The 19295-nt window shown below is 72.5% G+C and carries 19 protein-coding genes; 8 read left to right on the forward strand and 11 right to left on the reverse strand.

The annotated features are described in order from the left end of the window. Positions 1-61: 61 nt before the first annotated feature. Positions 62-1828, reverse strand: coding sequence for an ABC transporter ATP-binding protein (locus A3CQ_RS0138810; protein ID WP_020516365.1), 1767 nt, complete (start codon positions 1826-1828; stop codon positions 62-64). Between the two features lie 80 nt (positions 1829-1908). Here A3CQ_RS0138810 and A3CQ_RS0138815 point away from each other — a divergent pair, with 80 nt between their 5' ends. Continuing rightward, entirely contained in the window at positions 1909-2319 is a 411-nt protein-coding gene (locus A3CQ_RS0138815; protein WP_020516366.1) for a MarR family winged helix-turn-helix transcriptional regulator, read from the forward strand. Between the two features lie 60 nt (positions 2320-2379). Here A3CQ_RS0138815 and A3CQ_RS0138820 read toward each other — a convergent pair whose 3' ends face one another. The 6 genes from A3CQ_RS0138820 to A3CQ_RS0138845 all read right to left on the reverse strand — a co-directional run bounded on the left by A3CQ_RS0138820 (position 2380) and on the right by A3CQ_RS0138845 (position 8659). Then, on the reverse strand, positions 2380-3495 hold the full coding sequence (locus tag A3CQ_RS0138820; RefSeq protein WP_020516367.1) for a hypothetical protein: 1116 nt from the start codon (positions 3493-3495) through the stop codon (positions 2380-2382). Between the two features lie 10 nt (positions 3496-3505). Then, a complete protein-coding gene (locus A3CQ_RS0138825) occupies positions 3506-4228 on the reverse strand; it encodes a hypothetical protein (protein WP_020516368.1) in 723 nt (240 codons plus the stop codon). Between the two features lie 105 nt (positions 4229-4333). Beyond that, a complete protein-coding gene (locus A3CQ_RS55610) occupies positions 4334-5170 on the reverse strand; it encodes a tetratricopeptide repeat protein (protein ID WP_020516369.1) in 837 nt (278 codons plus the stop codon). Between the two features lie 53 nt (positions 5171-5223). Beyond that, positions 5224-7422: an FtsX-like permease family protein gene (locus A3CQ_RS0138835; RefSeq protein WP_020516370.1), complete on the reverse strand. Its 2199-nt coding sequence runs from the start codon at positions 7420-7422 to the stop codon at positions 5224-5226. Continuing rightward, positions 7419-8096, reverse strand: a complete 678-nt coding sequence (locus tag A3CQ_RS0138840; RefSeq protein WP_020516371.1) for an ABC transporter ATP-binding protein — start codon at positions 8094-8096, stop codon at positions 7419-7421. Before A3CQ_RS0138840 ends, A3CQ_RS0138835 begins: the two co-directional genes overlap by 4 nt. 38 nt (positions 8097-8134) lie before the next feature. Next, entirely contained in the window at positions 8135-8659 is a 525-nt protein-coding gene (locus tag A3CQ_RS0138845) for a PadR family transcriptional regulator (RefSeq protein WP_020516372.1), read from the reverse strand. Between the two features lie 134 nt (positions 8660-8793). Between A3CQ_RS0138845 and A3CQ_RS0138850 the strand changes: the two genes are divergently transcribed. Beyond that, positions 8794-8997: a hypothetical protein gene (locus A3CQ_RS0138850; RefSeq protein WP_020516373.1), complete on the forward strand. Its 204-nt coding sequence runs from the start codon at positions 8794-8796 to the stop codon at positions 8995-8997. On the opposite strand, the gene A3CQ_RS0138855 is transcribed toward A3CQ_RS0138850, so the two are convergent. Together A3CQ_RS0138855 and A3CQ_RS63795 are read right to left on the reverse strand one after the other, a co-directional pair. Continuing rightward, the gene (locus tag A3CQ_RS0138855) at positions 8994-9227 is read right to left on the reverse strand and encodes a hypothetical protein (protein WP_020516374.1); all 234 of its coding nucleotides are present in this window, start codon (positions 9225-9227) and stop codon (positions 8994-8996) included. The genes A3CQ_RS0138850 and A3CQ_RS0138855 overlap by 4 nt on opposite strands. 162 nt (positions 9228-9389) lie before the next feature. After that, positions 9390-9512 (reverse strand): hypothetical protein, encoded by a 123-nt coding sequence (locus A3CQ_RS63795; protein WP_020516375.1) that lies wholly within the window; start codon positions 9510-9512, stop codon positions 9390-9392. 17 nt (positions 9513-9529) lie between these two features. Here A3CQ_RS63795 and A3CQ_RS0138865 point away from each other — a divergent pair, with 17 nt between their 5' ends. Genes A3CQ_RS0138865 through A3CQ_RS0138875 form a run of 3 tightly spaced genes read left to right on the forward strand, consistent with a single transcriptional unit; the run spans position 9530 to position 11303 of the window. Then, positions 9530-10291: a hypothetical protein gene (locus tag A3CQ_RS0138865; RefSeq protein WP_020516376.1), complete on the forward strand. Its 762-nt coding sequence runs from the start codon at positions 9530-9532 to the stop codon at positions 10289-10291. A 19-nt stretch (positions 10292-10310) separates the two neighbouring features. Next, the gene (locus tag A3CQ_RS0138870; protein WP_157296835.1) at positions 10311-10904 is read left to right on the forward strand and encodes an HdeD family acid-resistance protein; all 594 of its coding nucleotides are present in this window, start codon (positions 10311-10313) and stop codon (positions 10902-10904) included. A gap of 60 nt (positions 10905-10964) precedes the next feature. Next, positions 10965-11303 carry a VOC family protein gene (locus A3CQ_RS0138875; RefSeq protein WP_020516378.1) on the forward strand — a complete coding sequence of 113 codons (339 nt, stop codon included), beginning with the start codon at positions 10965-10967 and terminating at the stop codon, positions 11301-11303. A 96-nt stretch (positions 11304-11399) separates the two neighbouring features. Here the strand turns inward: A3CQ_RS0138875 and A3CQ_RS0138880 are convergent, their stop codons facing one another. Further along, entirely contained in the window at positions 11400-12035 is a 636-nt protein-coding gene (locus A3CQ_RS0138880) for a nitroreductase family protein (protein WP_020516379.1), read from the reverse strand. Positions 12036-12104: 69 nt separating this feature from the next. On the opposite strand from A3CQ_RS0138880, the gene A3CQ_RS61350 reads away from it, so the two are divergent. From A3CQ_RS61350 to fxsT, 3 genes are all read left to right on the forward strand, one after another. Continuing rightward, complete coding sequence (locus A3CQ_RS61350; RefSeq protein WP_020516380.1) at positions 12105-12248, forward strand: hypothetical protein; 144 nt, start codon at positions 12105-12107, stop codon at positions 12246-12248. 6 nt (positions 12249-12254) lie between these two features. Next, positions 12255-14273, forward strand: a complete 2019-nt coding sequence (locus A3CQ_RS0138890) for an FxsB family cyclophane-forming radical SAM/SPASM peptide maturase (protein ID WP_020516381.1) — start codon at positions 12255-12257, stop codon at positions 14271-14273. Positions 14274-14357: 84 nt separating this feature from the next. Next, a complete protein-coding gene (fxsT, locus tag A3CQ_RS0138895; RefSeq protein WP_020516382.1) occupies positions 14358-18302 on the forward strand; it encodes an FxSxx-COOH system tetratricopeptide repeat protein in 3945 nt (1314 codons plus the stop codon). 3 nt (positions 18303-18305) lie between these two features. Here the strand turns inward: fxsT and A3CQ_RS0138900 are convergent, their stop codons facing one another. After that, on the reverse strand, positions 18306-19250 hold the full coding sequence (locus A3CQ_RS0138900) for a helix-turn-helix transcriptional regulator (protein WP_020516383.1): 945 nt from the start codon (positions 19248-19250) through the stop codon (positions 18306-18308). Positions 19251-19295: the final 45 nt, after the last annotated feature.

A 19295-nucleotide genomic window follows, 5' to 3' on the forward strand; every position in this document is an offset into this window, starting at 1 on the left:
AGCGGTATCGGCAATTGGCGCGCCCGGCTGAGGGATCGGCGGCGAGCGGGAGGCGGCGCGGTTACGCGGCCAGGGCGGCGTAGCGGCCGCCGGCGCCGACCAGGGCGTCGTGGGTGCCGGACTCGAGGACGCGGCCGTGGTCGACGACGACGATCTGGTCGGCGTCGCGGATGGTGGACAGGCGGTGGGCGATGGTGACCGTGGTGCGGCCGCGGGCCAGTTCGTCGAAGGCCCGCTGCACGGCCCGCTCGGTCTCGTTGTCCAGCGCGCTGGTGGCCTCGTCCAGCACCAGGATGCGGGGGTCGCGCAGCAGCGTGCGGGCGATCGCGATCCGCTGCTTCTCGCCGCCGGAGAAGCGGTGACCGCGGGAGCCGACCATGGTGTCGTAGCCGTCGGGCAGGCCGGCGATCATGTCGTGGATCTGGGCGGCGCGGGCCGCGGCCTCGATCTGCTCGTCGGTGGCGCCGGGGCGCGCGTACCGCAGGTTCTCCCGGACGGTGGTGTGCAGCAGGTACGTCTCCTGGCTGACCACGCCGACGATCGACGCGAGGTCGGCCAGCGACAGGTCGCGCACGTCGACCCCGTCGATCGTGACCCGGCCCGCGGTGGGGTCGTACAGGCGGGCGATCAGGGCCGCGATCGTGCTCTTGCCCGAGCCGGTCTCGCCGACCAGCGCCAGGGACGTCCCGGCGGGCACGTCGAGGGTGACGCCCGCGACGGCGGCCGCCTCGCTCCCCGCGTACGCGAAAGTCACATCCTCGAAGCGCAAGTGGCCGCGCGGAGCCGGAATGTGCACGGGCCGGGCCGGCTCCTCGATCTCGACCGGCAGGTCGAGGTACTCGAAGATGCGCGCGAACAGCGCGAGCGAGCTGGTCAGCTGGACCCCGACGTTGAGCAGGCCGAGCAGCGGGCGGAACAGGCCGGCCTGCAGGGCGGTGAACGCGACCAGCGTGCCGATGCTCAGCGTGCCGGCGGTGAACGGCATGCCGGCGGCCAGGTAGATCACGGCGGGGATGCCGGCGAAGACGATGGTCATCGCGGCCATCCGCCAGCGGCCGGCCAGCTCGGAGCGCAGCTCGAGGTCGATGAGGCGGCGCGACGACGCGGTGAAGCGGTCGATCAGGGCGGGCGCGGTGCCCATGGTCTTGGCGAGCTGGACGCCGCTGATCGACAGGCCCTCGTCGATGGTGACGTTGAGGTCGGCCAGCTCGCGCTGGCGCTGCGCGGTGATCTCGCGGCGCATGCGGGCGACCCGGCGGGAGAGCCAGACGGCCGGCGGCAGCACGACGAGCGACACCAGCGACAGCTGCCAGGACAGCGCGGCCATGGCGGCGAGCGTGGCGATCGCGGTGGTGAGGTTGGCGGCGATCGAGGTGGCGGTGGAGGTGACGACCGACTCCATGCCGCCGATGTCGTTGGTGATGCGCGACTGCACCTCGCCGGTGCGGGTGCGGGTGAAGAAGCCGATGGACTGGCGCTGCAGGTGGGTGAAGACGTCGGTGCGCAGGCGGTGCATGACCCTCTGCCCGACGGCGGTGGAGATCCAGGTCTGCACGACGCCGAGCGCGGCGGTCACGGCGGCGACGGCGACCATGCCGGTGACCAGCCAGACCAGCAGCGTGAGGTCGGCGTGGGGGAGCGCGACGTCGATGACCTCGCGCAGCAGGAACGGGGAGGCCATGCCGACGATCGACGAGATCACGATGATCAGGACGACGACGGTCAGGGACCAGGTGTGCTCGCGGAACAGTCCGCCGATGCGGCGCAGCGAGACCTCGCGCGCCTGCTTCTTCTCGGTGGCGGTGACTTTGCGCTCGGGCCTCGGCAAGGGCGCCTTCTCTCGGTAGGGGTTTACTGAGGTTACCTCATCATGAGGTAAGAACAGCAACCCCTGCTACCGTATTCCGCGTGGACGCGGCGGGCCTCTCGGAGGCGTTCTGGTCGGTGGCGCACGATCTGCGGCACCGCCAGCGGGTCGCGCTCGAGCCGTGGGACCTTTCCCCGTCGCTGGCCCGGGCGCTGAGCGTGCTGTCGAGGCACGGCGACATCCGGCTCAGCGGGCTCGCCGACCACCTGCGCATCGCGGCCCGGTCGGCGACCGAGGTGGCCGACGACCTCGCCCGGATGGGCCTGGCCGAGCGCCATCCCGACCCCGACGACCGCCGGGCCACGCTGCTGTCGCTGACCGGGAAGGGCCGGGAGACGGCCACCGCGATCAAGGCGGCCCGGCAGGCGGAGAGCGAGCGCTTCTTCGCCTCGCTCACCGATGCCGACCGTGCGGACCTGACCCGGCTGCTCCGGAAACTGCGGGAAGAGTAGAGCGGCGTGCCGGGCCGCCACCCGGCACGCCGCCGTCTCCCTGTATCTCTCCAGGTTTCTCTAGAGGTGATGCGCCACGTACGTGCCCGCCGCGGACCCGGCCGCGAAGGCTTCCGTGGCCGTGCCGGGCACCGAGCCGATGCCCTTCAGCAGCGGCGCGCCGGGGACCGTCTCGGTCGTCCAGCTCGTGCCGTTGAAGCGCAGGATCGCCCCGTCGCCGTCCGCCCAGACCGTGCCGGACGAGTTGGCGGTGACCGCGGCCAGCCTGGTGGTGACCCCGGCCGGCACGGTCGCCAGTGACCATGCCGTGCCGTTCCAGTGCATCGCGATCGGGCCGTTCGGCTGGAAGCTGCCGCTGACCGTGTCGACGGTGTTGCCGACCGCCCACGCGTCGTTCGCGGAGATCTCGACGACGCCGTTCAGCTGCTGCCGTACGCCGTTGATCGCGCTGCGGACGGCCGGGTTCGGGCTCGGCACGATCGACCAGGCCGTGCCGTTGTAGTGCATGGTCAGCGTGTAGCTGTTGGCGGCCGTGCCCTTGCCGGACTGGGTGTAGCCGGCCGCCCAGATGTCGGTCGCGGACCGCGCCGAGATCGCGTTGAGCGTGGTGCCGACGAACGTCTCGCCGGCCGGCACCGCCGGGACCGGCGCCGTCACGATCGACCAGGCCGTGCCGTTCCAGTGCTCGATCAGCGCCCGGTTGCCCTCGCTGCGGCCCACCGCCCAGGCGTTGGTGCTGCTCAGGTCCGCGACCCCGAAGAGGATCGACTTGGACCCGCCGGTGGTGGCCGGGGTCGGCACGATCGTCCAGCCGGTGCCGTCGTAGTGCGCGGCGATCGGGTCGGTGTGCTTGAACCCGGTCATGTTCTGCGAGCCGACGGCCCAGACGTCGGTGGCCGAGGACGCCGACACCGCGTTCAGCTTCTCGTCGACGCGGAAGATGTTCGGCGTGGGCGTCTGCGACCAGGCCGTGCCGTTCCAGTGCTCGGCCAGCATGACCAGGCCGTCGTCGTCGTTCGGGCCCAGGAAGTCGCCGACCGCCCAGGCGTCGGTCGTGGTGCGTGCCGACACCGCGTTGAACTCGTTGGTGACCGGCGACGGGTTGACGGTGGGAGTGATGGCCCAGGCCGGCGCGACCGGGGCCGCGAAGACCAGTGCCATCGCGATTTTGATCATGGGGTGCTCCTCAGACCCGGGCCGACGCCGTCGCCGGCGGCGAGCTGCCGGCGCTGTTGGTCAGGCTCACGGTGACCGTGCAGGTCGTGGTGCCGGACGGCACGCTGCCGAACCAGACGCTCGCGTACGAGTTGCTCTTCACGGTGCCGCAGCCGCTGCTGGTCACGGTCGAGCCGGACGCGATCGGCTGCCCGGCCGCCGGCGGATCCCAGCCCACGATGATGACCGGCAGGCCACCGGCCACGTCCCGGTGGAAGGTGAAGTGCGCCGGGGCGGCCGGAACCGCGCTCACCGACGCGACGGTGTGGTACGCCCAGCCCGAGGCGACCAGCTGGGACTGCAGGTCGACCAGCGCGAACTCGTTGGCCGGCAGGAAGCTGATGTCCATGCGGTAGTCGACCGCCTTGCCCGCGGGCAGGGTGATGTCGGCGCGGTACTGGGTGTTGGTGGCGGTGCCGCCGACCTGCACGAGGTGCCCGGCCGGGTTGTAGCCGCGTTTCGGGCCGTGCGCGATGACGTCACCGGTGCCGACGCCGGTGGCGTCGGGGTCGGAGACCGACATGGTCACGGTGATGTGCGCGTCCCCGTAGGTGACGTCGACGGCCGACGCGGACACCGAGAAGGCGGTGAGCTTCGGCACGGCGTCGGCGTGGGCCGGCCCCGCGGTCATGGCCAGCGCGGCGGCCACGGCGAAGCCGCACGCCGCCGTTCTGAGCATGGTGAATCTGCGCATGCGCGTGTTCCCCCCTTGCGGCACGGCGGAGTGTCGTGCCGTCGCGGGCAGCATGAGCGCGGGGTCTGACGTGAACCTGGAATCCGGCTGGAACGGGTCCAGTCTTCAGCCTGTACGCCTGGTCAGCGCCGTCGCGCAGGCCGCCGAGCCCGCGGCGCAGAGGACGGCGAGCATCAGCGCGGGCGGTACGTCGAGCGGGGTGAGCCGGTCGAGCACGCCGAGCACCAGCAGCGCGGCCAGGCAGACGGCGAACGCCACCGAGGTGAGGTGGGCCAGTGCCCCGCGCCCGTCCGGCTCGGGCCGGCGGCCACCGGCCGGGATCCGCAGCAGCTCGGCGAACTCGTCGGTCACCCGCAGCAGGCTCTCGGCGTCGACGATGCGCTGCTCGGCCGCGGCGAGGCGGCGCAGCTCGGCCTCCGCCTGCCGGTGGCCGGGGTCGAGCGCGAGGGCCCGCCCGTAGGCCTCCCGGGCGCTCAGCGGCCGGCCCGCCGCGAACAGCGCCACCCCGTGCGCGACCTGCAGGTCCGCGTCGTAGTGCGCGTACTCGGCGCCGGCCGCGAGGACCCGCTCGGCCTCGGCCAGGCGGCCGGCGGCGAGCAGGGCCCGGCCGTGCCGCTCGACCAGGCGCGGGTTGCCCGGGTCCTCGTTCCCGGCGGTGACCGCGGCCGCGACGGCCAGGTCGTGCCGCCCGTACGCGGTGTAGGCGGCGCTCACCCAGTACAGGGCCTCGAGCCCGTGCGGGTCGAGCCGCAGGGCGCACCGGGCCGCCTCCAGCGCGTCGGCGGGACGGCGCAGCGCCAGGTGGGCCCGGGCCAGCAGCAGCCAGGCGTCGACGTTGCCGGGCTCCTCGCCGACCACGGGCGCGAGCAGCGTGGCGGCCCGGCCGGCCCGGCCGGTGGTCAGCAGGTCGTCGGCCTGGCCGAGGAGGAGGTCGGTTCGCACCCCGGCCCATTCGGCCGCGCACCCGGCGACTTGTGAAAGCCGCCGGGTGCAACTCAGTCGTTGCGGGCTTGCTGAGGGCCGGTGACCCGGCGCAGCAACGGCATGGTCGAGGCGATCAGCCCCAGCGACACCGCCAGACCCAGACCGACCAGCACGTAGTACGACAACCCGGGCGGCTTGAGGTCGTAGTCGAGCTGGGAGCGCAGGAACAGCGCGGCCGCGGTGAACCCGGCCGCGATGGCCACGGCCGAGACCGCCAGCAGCGGCACCGCGCTCTCCAGGGTGATCACCCGGCGCAGCTCGGCCAGCCGCACCCCGGTCAGCCGCAGCAGGGCGAACGGCCGTTTCCGCTCGTTGATCCCGCCGGCCAGGCTGACCGCGAGGCTGCACCCGGCGATCACCAGGCTCGCCACGATCACCACGTCGGCCAGGCGCTGGAACTGCACCAGCGTGCGGGCGAAGTCGCTGCGCCACTCGTTCTCGGTGGACGGGAACCGGCCGTCGGGGAAGGTGGACTCGAGCAGCGTGCGGGAGTGTTCGAGCGCCGCCCGCGACCCGTCGGTGAGCACCACGAACGAGTTCACCGGCAGGCTCGGCAGCTGGGCGAGGGTCATCGGCGACGCCTCGTAGACGTCCGACCCGAAGTCCGGGCGCGACAGATCGGCGTAGACCGCACCCACCTGCGCTCCCGGCGGGCACTGGCCCAGGTCGGGGTGGCGGGTCAGGTCGGCGCAGCCGATCGCGCCGGTCGGCAGATTGCCGACGATCCCCTGGTAGCGAACCACCAGCACGTCCCGCACCCCGGGCGTAGTGGTCAGCCCGGCCGGGATCGGCGTGTCCGCGGCCGGCAGCTTCCCGCCGTGGTCCGGGTACCAGCCGATCGACAGATTGTCGTAGGTCGCGGTGCCGACCGGCGTCTCGCCGCGGTACGCCACGATCGAGGTGATCACGCCGGTCGCGACACTGGTCACGAACAGCGCGAGCATCAGGCCGCTGACCGCCCGGAACCCGGCTCGCGGATCGTCGGCGAGCCGTCGCCCGGCGATCAGGGTCGCGGGGCGCCGGGCGAGGCGGGCCAGCACCCGGGAACCGGCCATGGTCAGGTACGGCCCGGCGACGACCAGCCCGATCATGGTGAGGAAGATCCCGCCGAGGTACGCCTCGGTCTGCCCGTTCGTGGTCCGCGGGCGCCGGTCGATGAACCAGGCCAGCTCGCACAGCCCGGCCGCGACCGGCAGCAGCCGCCAGGCGCGCGGCGGTCGCGGGGTGACCCGCCGGGCGACGCCGAGCGGGGTGATCCGCACCCGGCGCAGCGCGGCCCGGGCGGCCACCGCCGCCCCCAGCGGCACCCCGGCCCCGACCAGCAGCACGTTGAACCAGGTCAGCGAGAGGTCGCCGAGGAAGAACCGCTCCCCGGTGAAGGTGATCCGGTCGAGCCCGAGCCGCAGCAGCGGGAACAGCGCGAAACCGAGCAGCGTGCCGGCGGCCGCCGCGAGCGTCGACTCGACGGTGGCGATCAGCGTGATCTGCCGGGGGGTCGCACCGACCAGGCGCATCGCGGCGAACCGCTGCTCCCGCCGGGCGGCGGCCAGCCGGGTGGCAGTGCCGATGAACATCAGCAGGGGGAACAGCAGGGCGGCCGCGACCACGGACAGGATCAGGGTGATCCCGTCGCTGCCGACGCCCACGTAACAGCCGCTGCAGTCCTGCGGCGAGACACTGACGATCCGGGTGATCTTCGTGGCGCCGATGATGCCGGCGACCTCCTGCGGCGTGCGCCCGACCACGGCGATGAGCGAGTCGGGCGAGGCGAGCCCGGCGTCGCCGATGACACCCACCTGGCGCCCCGGGAAGCGATCGCCGAGCTGGTCGGCGGGCGTCGACGCCAGCAACGAGGCCAGCGCCGGCGAGACGTAGTACTCCCCGGGCGCGGGCAGCCGGGTCATGCCGGGTGGCACCGGCGAGTCGGGGCCGGTGACCGCGACGTCGACGCGGGCCATGCGCCTGCCCGCGAAGTAGTCCTCGCGCAGTGCCCAGCCGGCCGCGTCGGCGGCTTCCGTCCCGGTGGCCGCCTCGGTGACGGCGCTGTTCAGCCACGCGTACCGCAGATTCTGGCTCTGTACGGCGTTGATGCCCGCGAACACGGCGAGAAGCAGGGCGACACCGAGCGCGACCGCGCCGCCGACCAGGGCGAGCCGGGCGATCGCGGCCCGCCCGCCGGTCACCGCGAGCCGCAGCCCCAGGCGGATCACGACGCCACCGCGGGCGAGGTGACCCGGCCGTCACGGACCATGATTTCCCGATCCGCGTACGCGGCGACGCGCGCCTCATGCGTCACGAGCACGACCGTCGCGCCCTGCCGGCGGGCGGAGTCGACCAGCAGGTCCATGACCTGCTCGCCGGTGAACGAGTCGAGCGCGCCGGTCGGCTCGTCGGCGAACAGCACGGCCGGCTCGCCGACCAGCCCGCGGGCCAGCGCGACCCGCTGGGCCTGACCGCCGGAGAGCTCGCCCGACCGCCGCCGCTCGAGACCGTCGATGCCGAGCCGGCCGAACCACTCCCGGGCGCGCCGCAGCGCCGGCTCCCGGCGCACGCCGCCGAGCAGCAGCGGCAGGGCGACGTTCTCCTCGGCGGTGAGCTCGGGCACGAGCTGGCCGAACTGGAAGACGAAGCCGAACCGGTCGCGGCGCAGCTCGCTCCGCTCGGCCTCGTTCAGGTTGTCGATGCGGCGGCCGAGCGCGTGGATCTCGCCGGCGTCGGGCACGAGGATGCCGGCCAGGCAGTGCAGCAGTGTCGACTTGCCGGAGCCGCTCGGCCCCATGACCGCCACGATCTCGCCGGTCTCGACGATGAGGTCGGCCCCGCGCAGCGCCGGCGTCTCGCCGAACGACAGCGCGACCCCGCGCGCCTCCAGCGCGGCACTCACGGTTTCACCCGCGCGACTCGCGGCTTCACCGGCGCGACTCACGGTTTCACCTGCGCGCGCAGCGCGTCGAGCCGGGCCGAGGTGGTGTCGATCCAGCGCAGGTCGGCCTCGAGGTGGAACAGGCCGTGGTCGGCGAGCAGGCCCTCGACCAGGCCGCCGGTGCGCTTGGCCTCGGTGAGCTCCCGCATCCGGGCCAGGTGGGCGCGGCGCTGGGTGTCGAGGTACTCCTCGGCCGGGCGGTCGAGCATCAGCGCGAGCACGACCTTGGCGAACAGCACCGTCTGCTGGTGAGGCTCGGGGGCGACCGGCTCGGTGAGCCAGGTGTCGACCTCGGTGGCGCCGCGGTCGGTGATCACGTACCGCTTGCGCTCGGGGCCCTCGCCCGGGGTGACCTCGTCCATCACCACCTTGCCGTCGCGGGCCAGCCGGGCGAGCGTCGAGTAGACCTGGCCGAACGGCAGGGCGCGGCCGTGGCCGAACCAGAGGTCGTAGTCGCGCTTGAGGTCGTACCCGTGGCTGGGCTGCCGTTCGAGCAGGCCGAGCAGGGTGAGAGGAACGCTCATGCCGCCACCATACCCCGGAGGTATACACCGCGTATATATCTCCGGGGGAGTGACCCAGGTCACGGTTGAGCGGCTCATGGTTGCGGAACGGTCGCCGATTATCGCGGTCGCATCACCCAAGAAGGGAGTTCAGGATGAGCATGCGAATCGGTGGCGCGGCCGGCGCCCAGTGGGAGAGCCACATCGCCGGCGTGCACCTGCGCACGGACTACCAGAGGCTCAACGCGGACCTCCAGGCCGGCGCCCCCGTCCAGGTCATCGCCGCGGACAAGGCCGCCGTCCTGGAAAGCCGCCGCGACGCCGCCGGCCGCCGCGGCCTGGTCGACGTCACCGTCTAGATCCGCGGCGGGTGCGGTCGCCGCCACGCCCGCCGCGTGCCGTACGTCGTTGATCCGACGGCGGTTCCGTCCGCCGCGTCGCTCGCGTCGGCCTCGCGGCCGCCGGCGGCTGAGATGCCACCGCCCGCGCGCACACCGGAGCCGGCCGCCGAGGGCTCGCACGACAGCGCGACCACCTCGACGCTGGGGCGGCTGCTGGCCGACGTCGGTGTGACGGTCGGGGCGGCCACCGCGGCTCTGTACTACTTCGGCTGGGTCCGCACCCGGTTCCAAGCTCGCCAGCTGGGCTTCGACGTCTCGGCGATGAACCTGACGACCACCGACTACCTGCTCAAAAGTCTCAACGTCCTGTTCCTGCCGCTGACCCTGACCGTGTCGGTCCTGCTCGCCGGTTACGGACGGGTGATCCGCCGAGCGGCGACCGGGATCGACCCGTGGCCGGTGTCCGTGCGGACAACCGTGGCCGCGCTGCTCACCCCGGCGATCTTCTGGAGCACCGAACGGGTCGCCCGCACGATGGGCGCAGCCTTCGGTGCCGACTTCGCCGCCGATCCCGGCCAGCTGCCGGCGGTCGTGGTGGTTCATCCGCTGGCTGCACAACTTCGCTCCGACCGGCGGAGGCGGAGGCACCGCGGAGGCCGCCTACACCAACTTCATGCAGGGGGACTGCTGGGCGACGCTCGAACTGGCTCGCGTGGCGCGGGCGGCCGAGGGCGTCGAGCCGTTGGAAGAACCGTTACGCAGCACCTACGAGGGGGCCGCGGCCGCCTGCCTGGCGGCTTTCCATGGGCGAGCCGATCTGTGGGGGCTGGCGGGGCGACGGCACGACCGAGTCACCGTGTCCGGTCTGGACTGCTGGGATCGCTCCGTCTACGCGATCCTGCACCAGTTGGTGACCGCGCACCGGGCGGATCCGGACGCGACCTTTGCGGTGGCGAAAGGTACGGCCTCCGCTTGTCCCCAGCTTGCGGAATGGACCTTCCCGCGCCAAGGCCCGCGCACCGGCGGATACTCGATCGAGATCCGCGGCCGGAACCTCCCGATGACGTTGGAGCTGCTGTGGAACTACGACCGTGTCGTGACGGCCAAGCGCGCGGGCCCTGGCCGTCCGATGAAGGTCGTCGTGCCGGCAGCCCGCTCCGACGATCACGACGTGACGATCAAGATTGCGAATGCTCCCCGGGATCGGGGCGTCGCACCCGTGATCGCACTGGTTCGTACCCTGGTCTGGGCATCGGCCTCTGTCGTTCTTGGAGATCCGCGTCGACACTGGGACGTGAGACGGGATCTCTAAGTCCGAGAGGAGATCGGCCATGACAACTGCGGATCCGGCGGATGCGTTGCGGGACAGCGCTCGGGCCGGCACGCGTGCCGTAACCGGGGCATGGTGGTGGTTCCTGATCCTGGGAATTCTGTGGACGATTCTGGGCCTGTACGTCCTGTCCTACCGGCCCGGAACCCTGGGCGTGGTGGCCGCGCTGGTCGGCGTGGCCTTCCTGTTCGGCGGGGTCGCCCAGCTGGTGGTGGCCAGCCGGGTGCGGGACTGGCGCTGGCTGTACATCGTGGCCGGCGTCCTCGGCGTGATCGCCGGCATTCTCACGTTCGTCTGGCCCGGGATCACGTTGTACGTGGTGTCCATCTTCGTGGCCTGGTACCTGGTCTTCTTCGGCATCTTCCACGTGATCGCGGCGCTGGCGGGGCCCAAGGTCTCGTGGTGGTGGACCGGGCTGCTGCTGGGCATCGCGGAGCTGGTGCTCGGCATCTGGGCGGTGCACTCCTGGCAGCGGTCGCTGTTCACGCTGCTGACGCTGGTCGGGGTGTGGGCCATCTTCCACGGGGTCAACGAGATCTTCGCCGCCTTCACGTTGCGCGAGGTCGGCAAGCGGGCGGAGCGTGTGCTGAGCTGAACGCCTGGCCGGGCGCGGAAACCGGTCGACGGAGGGCGGCCGGGCGCTGAGAATGAGGCGATGGCGACCTATGTCAAGAGCGTGACCTTCGACTGCCGGGATGCGCTCGTGGTCGGCCGGTTCTGGGCCGCGGCGCTCGGTGGTGAGCTGGAGGAGGACTCCACCTCCGGCAAGGCGTTCGTCGAGGCGGCCGGGTGGGGCGGGCCCAACCTGTGGTTCCAGCGGGTGCCCGAGCCCCGGACGGCCAAGCTGCGGATGCATTTCGACCTGCGCGCGCCGGACGGGGTGGCGGCCGAGGTGAAGCGGCTCGAGGCGCTGGGCGCGACCGTGTTCGACGACCAGGGTGATCTCGTCGTCATGCAGGACCCGGAGGGCAACGAGTTCTGCGTCGAGCTCTGAGGGTGAGTGGGCAGCTCAGCCCGGCGGCGGCGGCAAAGGCGTGAGCAACGACGGCGCCGGGCCTGAACCACGGGTACTTCGCGTCCCCCCGTACGGCTAAGGGGCCTGGAATTTGTCGTTGAACACGACCTCGTCGAGCGGGCGGCGTCTCGGCTCGGTCCAGCGGCCGCGGCTGGGGTAGCCGAGCGGGACCAGGGCCATGGTCAGCGCGTCCTCGGGGAGGCCCAGCAGGGCCTTCGTCTCCTCCTCGTGGCCGGAGTAGAGCGTGGTCAGGGTGGAGCCGATGCCGTAGGCGCGGGCCGCCAGCATCAGCTGCTGGACGGCGCCGTAGACGGAGGCGCCCAGGCGGGGATTGGTGGATTTCGCGGCGCCCAGCAGGACCGGGAAGATCCAGACCGGGGCCTCCTCGATGTGTGCGGCCAGGTAGTCGCCGGCGCGGAAGTTGGCGGGACCGCGGCCGTCGGTGGACTCGGGCTGGGCCAGCATCACGTCGCGGTGGACGCCGTAGAGCTTCTCCCAGCCCTCGCGGTAGAACGCGGCGATCTGCGCCTTCACCGCGGGGTCGCGCAGCACGATCCAGGCCCAGCGCTGCGTGTTGCCGCCGTTGGGACCGCGGATGGCGGCGTCGAGGAGCTTGCGGACGATGTCGTCGCCGATCGGCTGGGGCGACAGATAGCGGCGGGCCGGCGTGGAGTGCAGCGCCTCCAGGACCGTGATCTCCGGATCGGGCATGCCGCATACCCTATGCCGTCACATCCGGTGGCCGTGACATGACCTCGAGTGTTGTCTATGCTCGCAGGCGTGGAAAAAACGCCCAGGACGCCGCTCGACGAGGCCCGCACCGCGCCGATCGACCGCATCGACCGCGCCGCTTCCGCGCAGGTCGTGCGGCGGATCGTGCGCCGCGATCGCGGTGGGGTGACGCCGTTCTCCTCGGGAATCTGACGGGGAGTGAGTCAGCCGTGGCGCCCGCTGCGCCACTTCGTGCTGAAGGTCGCGAGCCGGTGCGACCTCGCGTGTGATCACTGCTATGTCTACGAGCACGCCGACCAGTCCTGGCGGGCGCGGCCGGCGTTGATGTCGGCCGAGACCGTGCGGGCCGCGGCTTCCCGCATCGCCGAGCACGCGGCGGCGCACGGGCTGTCGTCGGTGAGCGTGATCCTGCACGGCGGGGAGCCGCTGCTGCTCGGGCCCGCTCGCCTCCGCTCGCATCTGGCCTCGCTCACCGCAACGGTGACGGCTGTGTGCGGGCTCGATCTCCGGATGCAGACCAATGGGGTACGCCTCGACGCCGCGCATGCGTCGGTGTTGCTGTCGTTCGGCGTGAAGGTGGGCGTGTCGCTCGACGGGGATCGGTCCTCCAACGACCGTCATCGGATCTTCCGGAACGGGGCGTCGAGTCATCAGCGGACGCTCGGTGGGGTCGGTCTCCTGCGGTCGGACCGATATCGGCCGATCTATGCGGGATTGCTGTGCACCATCGACCTCGCCAATGACCCGATCGACGTGTACGAGGCGCTGATCGCCCAGGAGCCGCCGCGGATCGACCTGCTGCTGCCGCACGCCACCTGGGAGCATCCGCCGGCGCCGGGCTATGCGGCCTGGCTGCTGGCGGTTCACGACCGGTGGGTGGCGGACGGGCGGCCGGTGCCGATCCGGCTGTTCGACTCGGTGCGGTCCCTGGCGCTGGGCGGGCCGAGCGGCACCGAGGCCCTCGGGATCGACGCCGGCGACCTCGTGGTGATCGAGACGGACGGGTCGTGGGAGGAGCCCGACTCGATGAAGACCACCTGGGACGGCGCCGCGGCCACCGGGCTGGACGTCTTCGGCCACAGCGCGGACGAGGTGCTCGCGCAACCGGCGATGCGCCGGCGGCAGGGCGGGCTGGCCGTGCTTTCGGCGACCTGCCGGGCGTGCGAGGTGGTGCGGCAGTGCGGGGGAGGGCTGACCGCGCACCGCTACCGGCCGGGGAACGGCTTCGACAACCCGTCCGCGTACTGCGACGACCTGAAGGAGCTCATCATCGGGATCAACTCGCGGCCCGCGCCGCCCTCCGAAATAGGATCGTTGCCGCCGGAGGTCTTCGATTCGCTCGCGTACGGGGCGGGGAGCGCGGCGGCCGTCGGGGCGCTCGCCGCGGAGGAACTGGCGATCAACCGGGCGCTGGTGGGGGAGGTGATCGCCCGGTTCGGCGGGCGGGGGCTTCCGGAGCTGGAAAGTTCCAGCCTGGCGGCCTTCAACACGGCTCTCGGGCAGCCCTATGTGCGGGCGTGGGCCGTTCGCTGCCTGCAGGACCCCGAGCCCGACCTCCACCGCATGGACGACATCTCCGAAATATATGGACGTAAGACCTCGCTGGGTGGAGCGGCCGTGATGATCGACGACGTCGATCCCTACCGGGACGTCTACGGCTTCCCGGTCGCGGCGGCCGACTCGCCGTGGGAAGCGGCGCTCGCCGCCGCCTGGGAAGTGGTCCTCACGGATGCGCCGGAGTACGCCGCCGGTCTGCGCGCCGGGGTCAGGACCATCACGCCGCTGATGCCGCCCGCCGACGGCACCCGGCGCAGCGCCACCTCCCGCGACGCCTTCGGCGCGCTCGGCATCGCCTTCACGCCCGACCCCGAAGACCTGGCCGTCCTGCTCGTGCATGAGTTCCAGCATTCGAAGATGGGCGCCGTCCTGGATCTGATCGACCTCGTGGACCCGTCCTGCGACGCGGTGCTTCCGGTCGGGTGGCGGCCCGATCCACGCCCGATCGAGTTGGTGCTTCAGGGCGCGTACGCCCATCTGGCGATCGCCGACATCTGGCGGCGCCGCAGCGAGCGCGACCCGGCGCTGAGGCCGCGCTATGTGATGTATCGAGAGTGGACCGCCGCGGCCGTGGCTGCGTTGCTGGATGGGGAATGGCTGACGCCCGCCGGCCGGCACTTCACCGGGAGGATGGCCGAGACCCTCGACGGCTGGGCCTGACCGAAACACTGGGCCTGACCGGAAACAGCGGGGCTGACCGATAGTCTGGGCGCCGCCTCGGGGGACAGCGGGAGAGGGCAGCACATGATGGATCGCGCCGGCAAGGTGGTCACGTTCTACTCCTACAAGGGTGGGACGGGCCGCACGATGGCGCTGGCCAACGTGGCCTGGATCCTGGCCGCGAACGGCAAGCGGGTCCTGGTCGCCGACTGGGACCTCGAGTCGCCGGGCCTGCACCGCTTCTTCCGCCCGTTCGTCGACCCCGCGCGGTACGACACGGCCGGCGGCATCATCGAGCTGGTCCGCCGGTACGAGCAGGCCACGATGGTCGACGGGCCCCGGCCGGACGACTGGCCGATGGAGTACGCGCGGGTGGGCCGGCACTCGTTCCGCCTCTCCTGGGAGCATTTCCCGGGCGGCGGCGTCCTCGACTTCCTCCCGGCCGGCAACCAGAACCAGGACTACGCCCGCAGCGTCTACGAGCGTGACTGGGACGAGTTCTACACCCGCTACGGCGGCGGGCAGCTCTTCGACGCCATGCGCGAGGACATGAAGCAGAACTACGACTACGCCCTGCTCGACAGCCGCACCGGCTGGAGCGACGTGGCCGGCATCTGCACCGTCCACATGCCCGACGTGCTCGTCGACTGCTTCACGTTCAGCGAGCAGGGCATCGACGGCGCCGCCACGGTCGCGGCCGGGGTGGCCCGGCAGAAGGGGCGCCGCCCGATCCGGATCCTGCCGGTGCCGATGCGCGTCGACCTGGCCGAGAAGAAGCGCGCCGACGCGGGACGGCTGGCCGCGCGGCAGCGGTTCACCGGCCTGCCCAGCGGCATGACTCCGGTCGAGCGCGAGGCCTACTGGTCCACGGTCGAGGTTCCTTACCAACCCTTCTACGCGTACGAGGAGACTCTGGCGACCTTCGGGGACCGGCCCGGGTCGCGCACGTCGATGCTGGCCGCCTATGAGACGCTCGTCGGATACCTCACGGACGGCGAGGTCGGGTCGATGCCGCCGATGGAGGAGTCGCTGCGGGAGAGCACCGCGGCCCGCTTCGTCCGCCCGGCCGTGCTGCCCGAGACCGCCGTCGCGCTGCGCTTCGCCCCCGACGACCGGCTCTGGGCGGAGTGGATCTCCCGGGTGCTGCGGGCGGTCGGCGTCACGGTCAACCCGGTGCCGACCGGGCTCGACGCGGACAGCGCGCCGATGCCCGACGGCCGGCCGCTGACCATCGTGTCGCCGGCCAATGTGGACGCCGAGGAGGCGCGGGTGCCGCGCGACCGCGGTGACGCCCGCACCCCGCTGGTCGTGTACGTGGCCGACGTGCGCCCGCTGCGCGGCCAGACCGAGGCCGACTCGGTGTTCCTGGTCGGGCAGACCGAGGAGGTCGCGGTCGCCCGGCTGCTGCAGCTGCTCGGCCATCACGCCACGTTCGACCGGGAGCGGATCGGGCTGCGCTTCCCCGGCCGCAACACGCTGATCTTCAACGCGCCGATCCGGAACGTGCAGTTCACCGGCCGCGAGGACGACCTCGACGACCTGCGCACGCGGCTGCAGACCAGCGGCAGCCCGGTGGTGCTCTCCGGCGCGTCCCCGGTCGCCCTGCAAGGCATGGGCGGCATCGGCAAGACGCAGGTCGCGATGGAGTACGCGCACCGGTTCCGCAACGCGTACGACTTCGTCTGGTGGATCAACTCGGACCCGGTCACGTTCATCGACACCCAGCTCGCCGAGCTCGGCCGGGAGCTGGGCCTCACCGGCGGCGGCACGATCGCCGACCAGGCCCGCGCGACGCTGTCCACGCTCGGCCGCGGCGCCACCCTGCCCCGCTGGCTGGTGATCTTCGACAACGCCGAGGACATCGAGGCGGTCACCCGGTTCCTGCCGAAGGGGCCCGGCGGCCACGTCGTGATCACCTCGCGGGACGCGCAGTGGAGCGACCGCGCCGAGACCATCCAGGTCGACGTCTTCGACCGGCGGGAGAGCATCGCGCACCTGCGCCGCCGGGTCCCGGCCATGCGGCTCGACGACGCGGCCCGCCTCGGCGAGGCGCTCGGCGACCTGCCGATCGCGGTGGCGGCGGCGGGCGCGTGGCTCGCCGACACGGGCACGCCGGTGGGCGAGTACCTGACGCACATCGAGCAGTTCGTCCCGGACAACCTCGAACCGGTCTGGGACCTGTCGCTGCGGCGGCTCGGGGAGCGCTCGCCCGGGGCGTACCGGCTGCTGCAGCTGTGCTCGGTGCTGGCCCCGGAGGTGGCGCTCGACCTGGTCTACGGCGACCGGATGGCCTCGCTGCTGGAGCCGCTCGACTCGATGGTCAGCGAGCCGATGTACCGCGGCCGGCTGGTGCAGGACATCAACCGGCTCGCCCTGCTCAAGCTGGACGTCGGCACCGGCACGATCCGGGTGCACCGGATCATCCAGAGCGTGGTCCGGCAGCGGATGACCGCCGAGCAGCGCGACCAGGCCCGCCGGGAGGCGCACCTGGTGCTCGCCGCGGCCCGGCCGGCCGGCGAGGTCGACGATCCGGCGAACTGGCCGCAGTTCCAGCGGATCTGGCCGCACCTGGAGGTGTCGCGGGCCTGGCAGTCGCGCGAGGAGGCCGTCCGGAAGCTGATCATCGACCGGCTGCGGTACCTGTGGACCTCCGGCGGCCTGGCCGAGGGGCAGCGCGCGGGCGAGGAGTTCGAGGAGCGCTGGGTGCGGATGCTGGCCGAGGTCACCGACCCCTCTCTCACCGGCCGCGCCGAGCGGCTCGCCCTGCATCGGCAGCTGCTGCAGCTGCGGTACAACCTGGCGAACATCCTCTGCGACCGGGCCGACTTCGAGCGGGCGCTGCGGATCGACGAGGAGACCGTCGCGGCCCAGCGGGAGCTGCTCGGCGAGCACCACCCGCACACGCTGATCACGGCGGCGGGGCTCGGGCGGGACCTGCGGGCGCTGGGCCGGTACGCGGACGCGCGCAAGCTCGACGAGCAGACCACGGCGGCGTGGATCGAGTACTTCGGGGAGGACTATCCGCGCACGCTCAACGCGCAGAACAACCTCGCCACCTCGCTGCGGATGGCCGGCGAGATCCGGGCCGCCCGGGACCGGTCCCGGCAGGTCTACGACCGGGCGATGCTGATCGTCGGGCGGACGCACACGCTGACGCTGACGGCGGGCTCGAACTTCGGGCGGGACCTGCGCGAGGCGGGGGAGTACGACGAGTCGATCACGCTGCTGCGGGACATCCTGCAACGGCACCGGGAGGTGCTCGGGGACGCGGCGCCCCGGACGTACGGCGCGATGACCAACCTGGCGGTGTCCGAGCGCAGCGCCGGGCGGGCGGCCGAGGCAGCCACGCGGCTGGAGACGGCGTACGAGAACCTCAACCAGTTGCTCGGGCCGGAGGCGCCGGAGACGCTGTTCTGCCGCCTCTCGCGGGCGGTGAACCTGCTCGCGATCGGGGAGCCGCGCAGCGCGGGCAACGAGCTGGCCGAGGTGGAGCGGCACTACCGGGCGCGGTTCGGCGATCTGCACCCGTACACGGAGGTCTGCGTGGTGAACCGCTCGGCGGTGGTCCGGGCGATGGGCGATCCGCTCGCGGCGGGGGAGCTGGCGCGTCAGGGGGCGGCCGGGTTCGAGATGGCGCTGGGGGAGAACCATCCGTACTCGCTCGCGGCCCGGATGAACCAGGCCATCTGCCTGGCCGAGGCGGGGGACGTGGCGGGCGGGCTCGAGCTGCTGGAGCCGGTGGCTGCGCGGACCGAGCGCGTGCTGGGTGTGGAGCATCCGGACGCGGCGCGGTCGGTGGCCAACCTCGTGCTGATGCGGCGGAGGCTGCTTCAGTCGGGCTCGGCCGGCTCGGCGGGCTCGTCTCGCGCGTCGGGCTCGTCCGGTACGTCGGGCTCGTCCGGTACGTCGGAGGAGGAGCAGGAGGCGGTGCGGCGGCTGGCCGGGGCGCTGGGGGCCACTCACCCGGCGGTGGAGGCCATGCGGGAGCGGCGGTTCCTGCACCGGACGCTGGATCCGCACGCTTTCTGATCCTCATTTCGCTACGGCGCGGCGATACCGGTCGGCGAGGACGGTCAGTGCCTCGGCGAGCTCGGTGCCCTCCTCCACGGTGAAGTCGGCGTCGAGCAGGCCCAGGTTGAGGGCGAGCATCAGCGGGTGGTCGGAGCCGGGCGTGAACTCGCAGCGGTCCGGGCCGTGCTCGATGACCTCGACCGGGATCGGCATGTGGTCGCGGACGTGCTGGGCGGGGGCGTGGACCACGACCCGCGCCTGATAGCGCCAGGGGCCGCGGGTCGCCATCGCGGTGATCTGCGGCTCGGGCGGCAGTGGGCGCGGGGTGAATCGGGGGCCGCCGGGGACCCGCGGGGTGATGCGGTCGGCGCGGAACGTGCGCCAGTCCGCGCGGCCGGTGTCCCAGGCGAGCAGGTACCAGCGGCGGCGGTCGTGGACGAGGCGGTAGGGCTCGACGTCGCGCCGGGTCTCGCCGCCGTCGTGCGCGCGGTAGTCGAACCGGAGGCGCTCGTGGTCCCTGCAGGCGGCGGCGATGGTGGTCAGCACATCGGCGTCGACGGTCGGATCGGGGGAGGGGGTCGGCATCGCGTACGCCTGAATGGCCTGGACGCGGCGTCGCAGCCGCGAGGGAAGCACCTGCAGGACCTTTGCCAGGGCCCTGATCGAGGTCTCCTCGATGCCGGTCACCGAGCCGGAGGCGGCCGTGCGCAGCCCGACGGCGACGGCGACCGCTTCCTCGTCGTCGAGCAGGAGGGGAGGGAGGGTGCCGCCGCTGCCGAGGCGGTAGCCGCCGGAGACGCCGGGGCGCGCGGTGACCGGGTAGCCGAGGCGGCGGAGGCGGTCGATGTCCTTGCGGACGGTCCGGGTGGTGACGCCGAGCTTGTCCGACAGGTCGGCGGAGGTCCAGTCGCGGCGGCTCTGCAGCAGGGAGAGCAGGCGTAGCAGGCGCGCGGAGGTCTCGAGCATCCGTCCATCGTGGCCGTCAATGCGGAACGAAACTGTCCGCGATCG

It is taken from the genome of Paractinoplanes globisporus DSM 43857, from assembly GCF_000379645.1.
Classification (GTDB): Bacteria; Actinomycetota; Actinomycetes; order Mycobacteriales; family Micromonosporaceae; genus Actinoplanes; species Actinoplanes globisporus.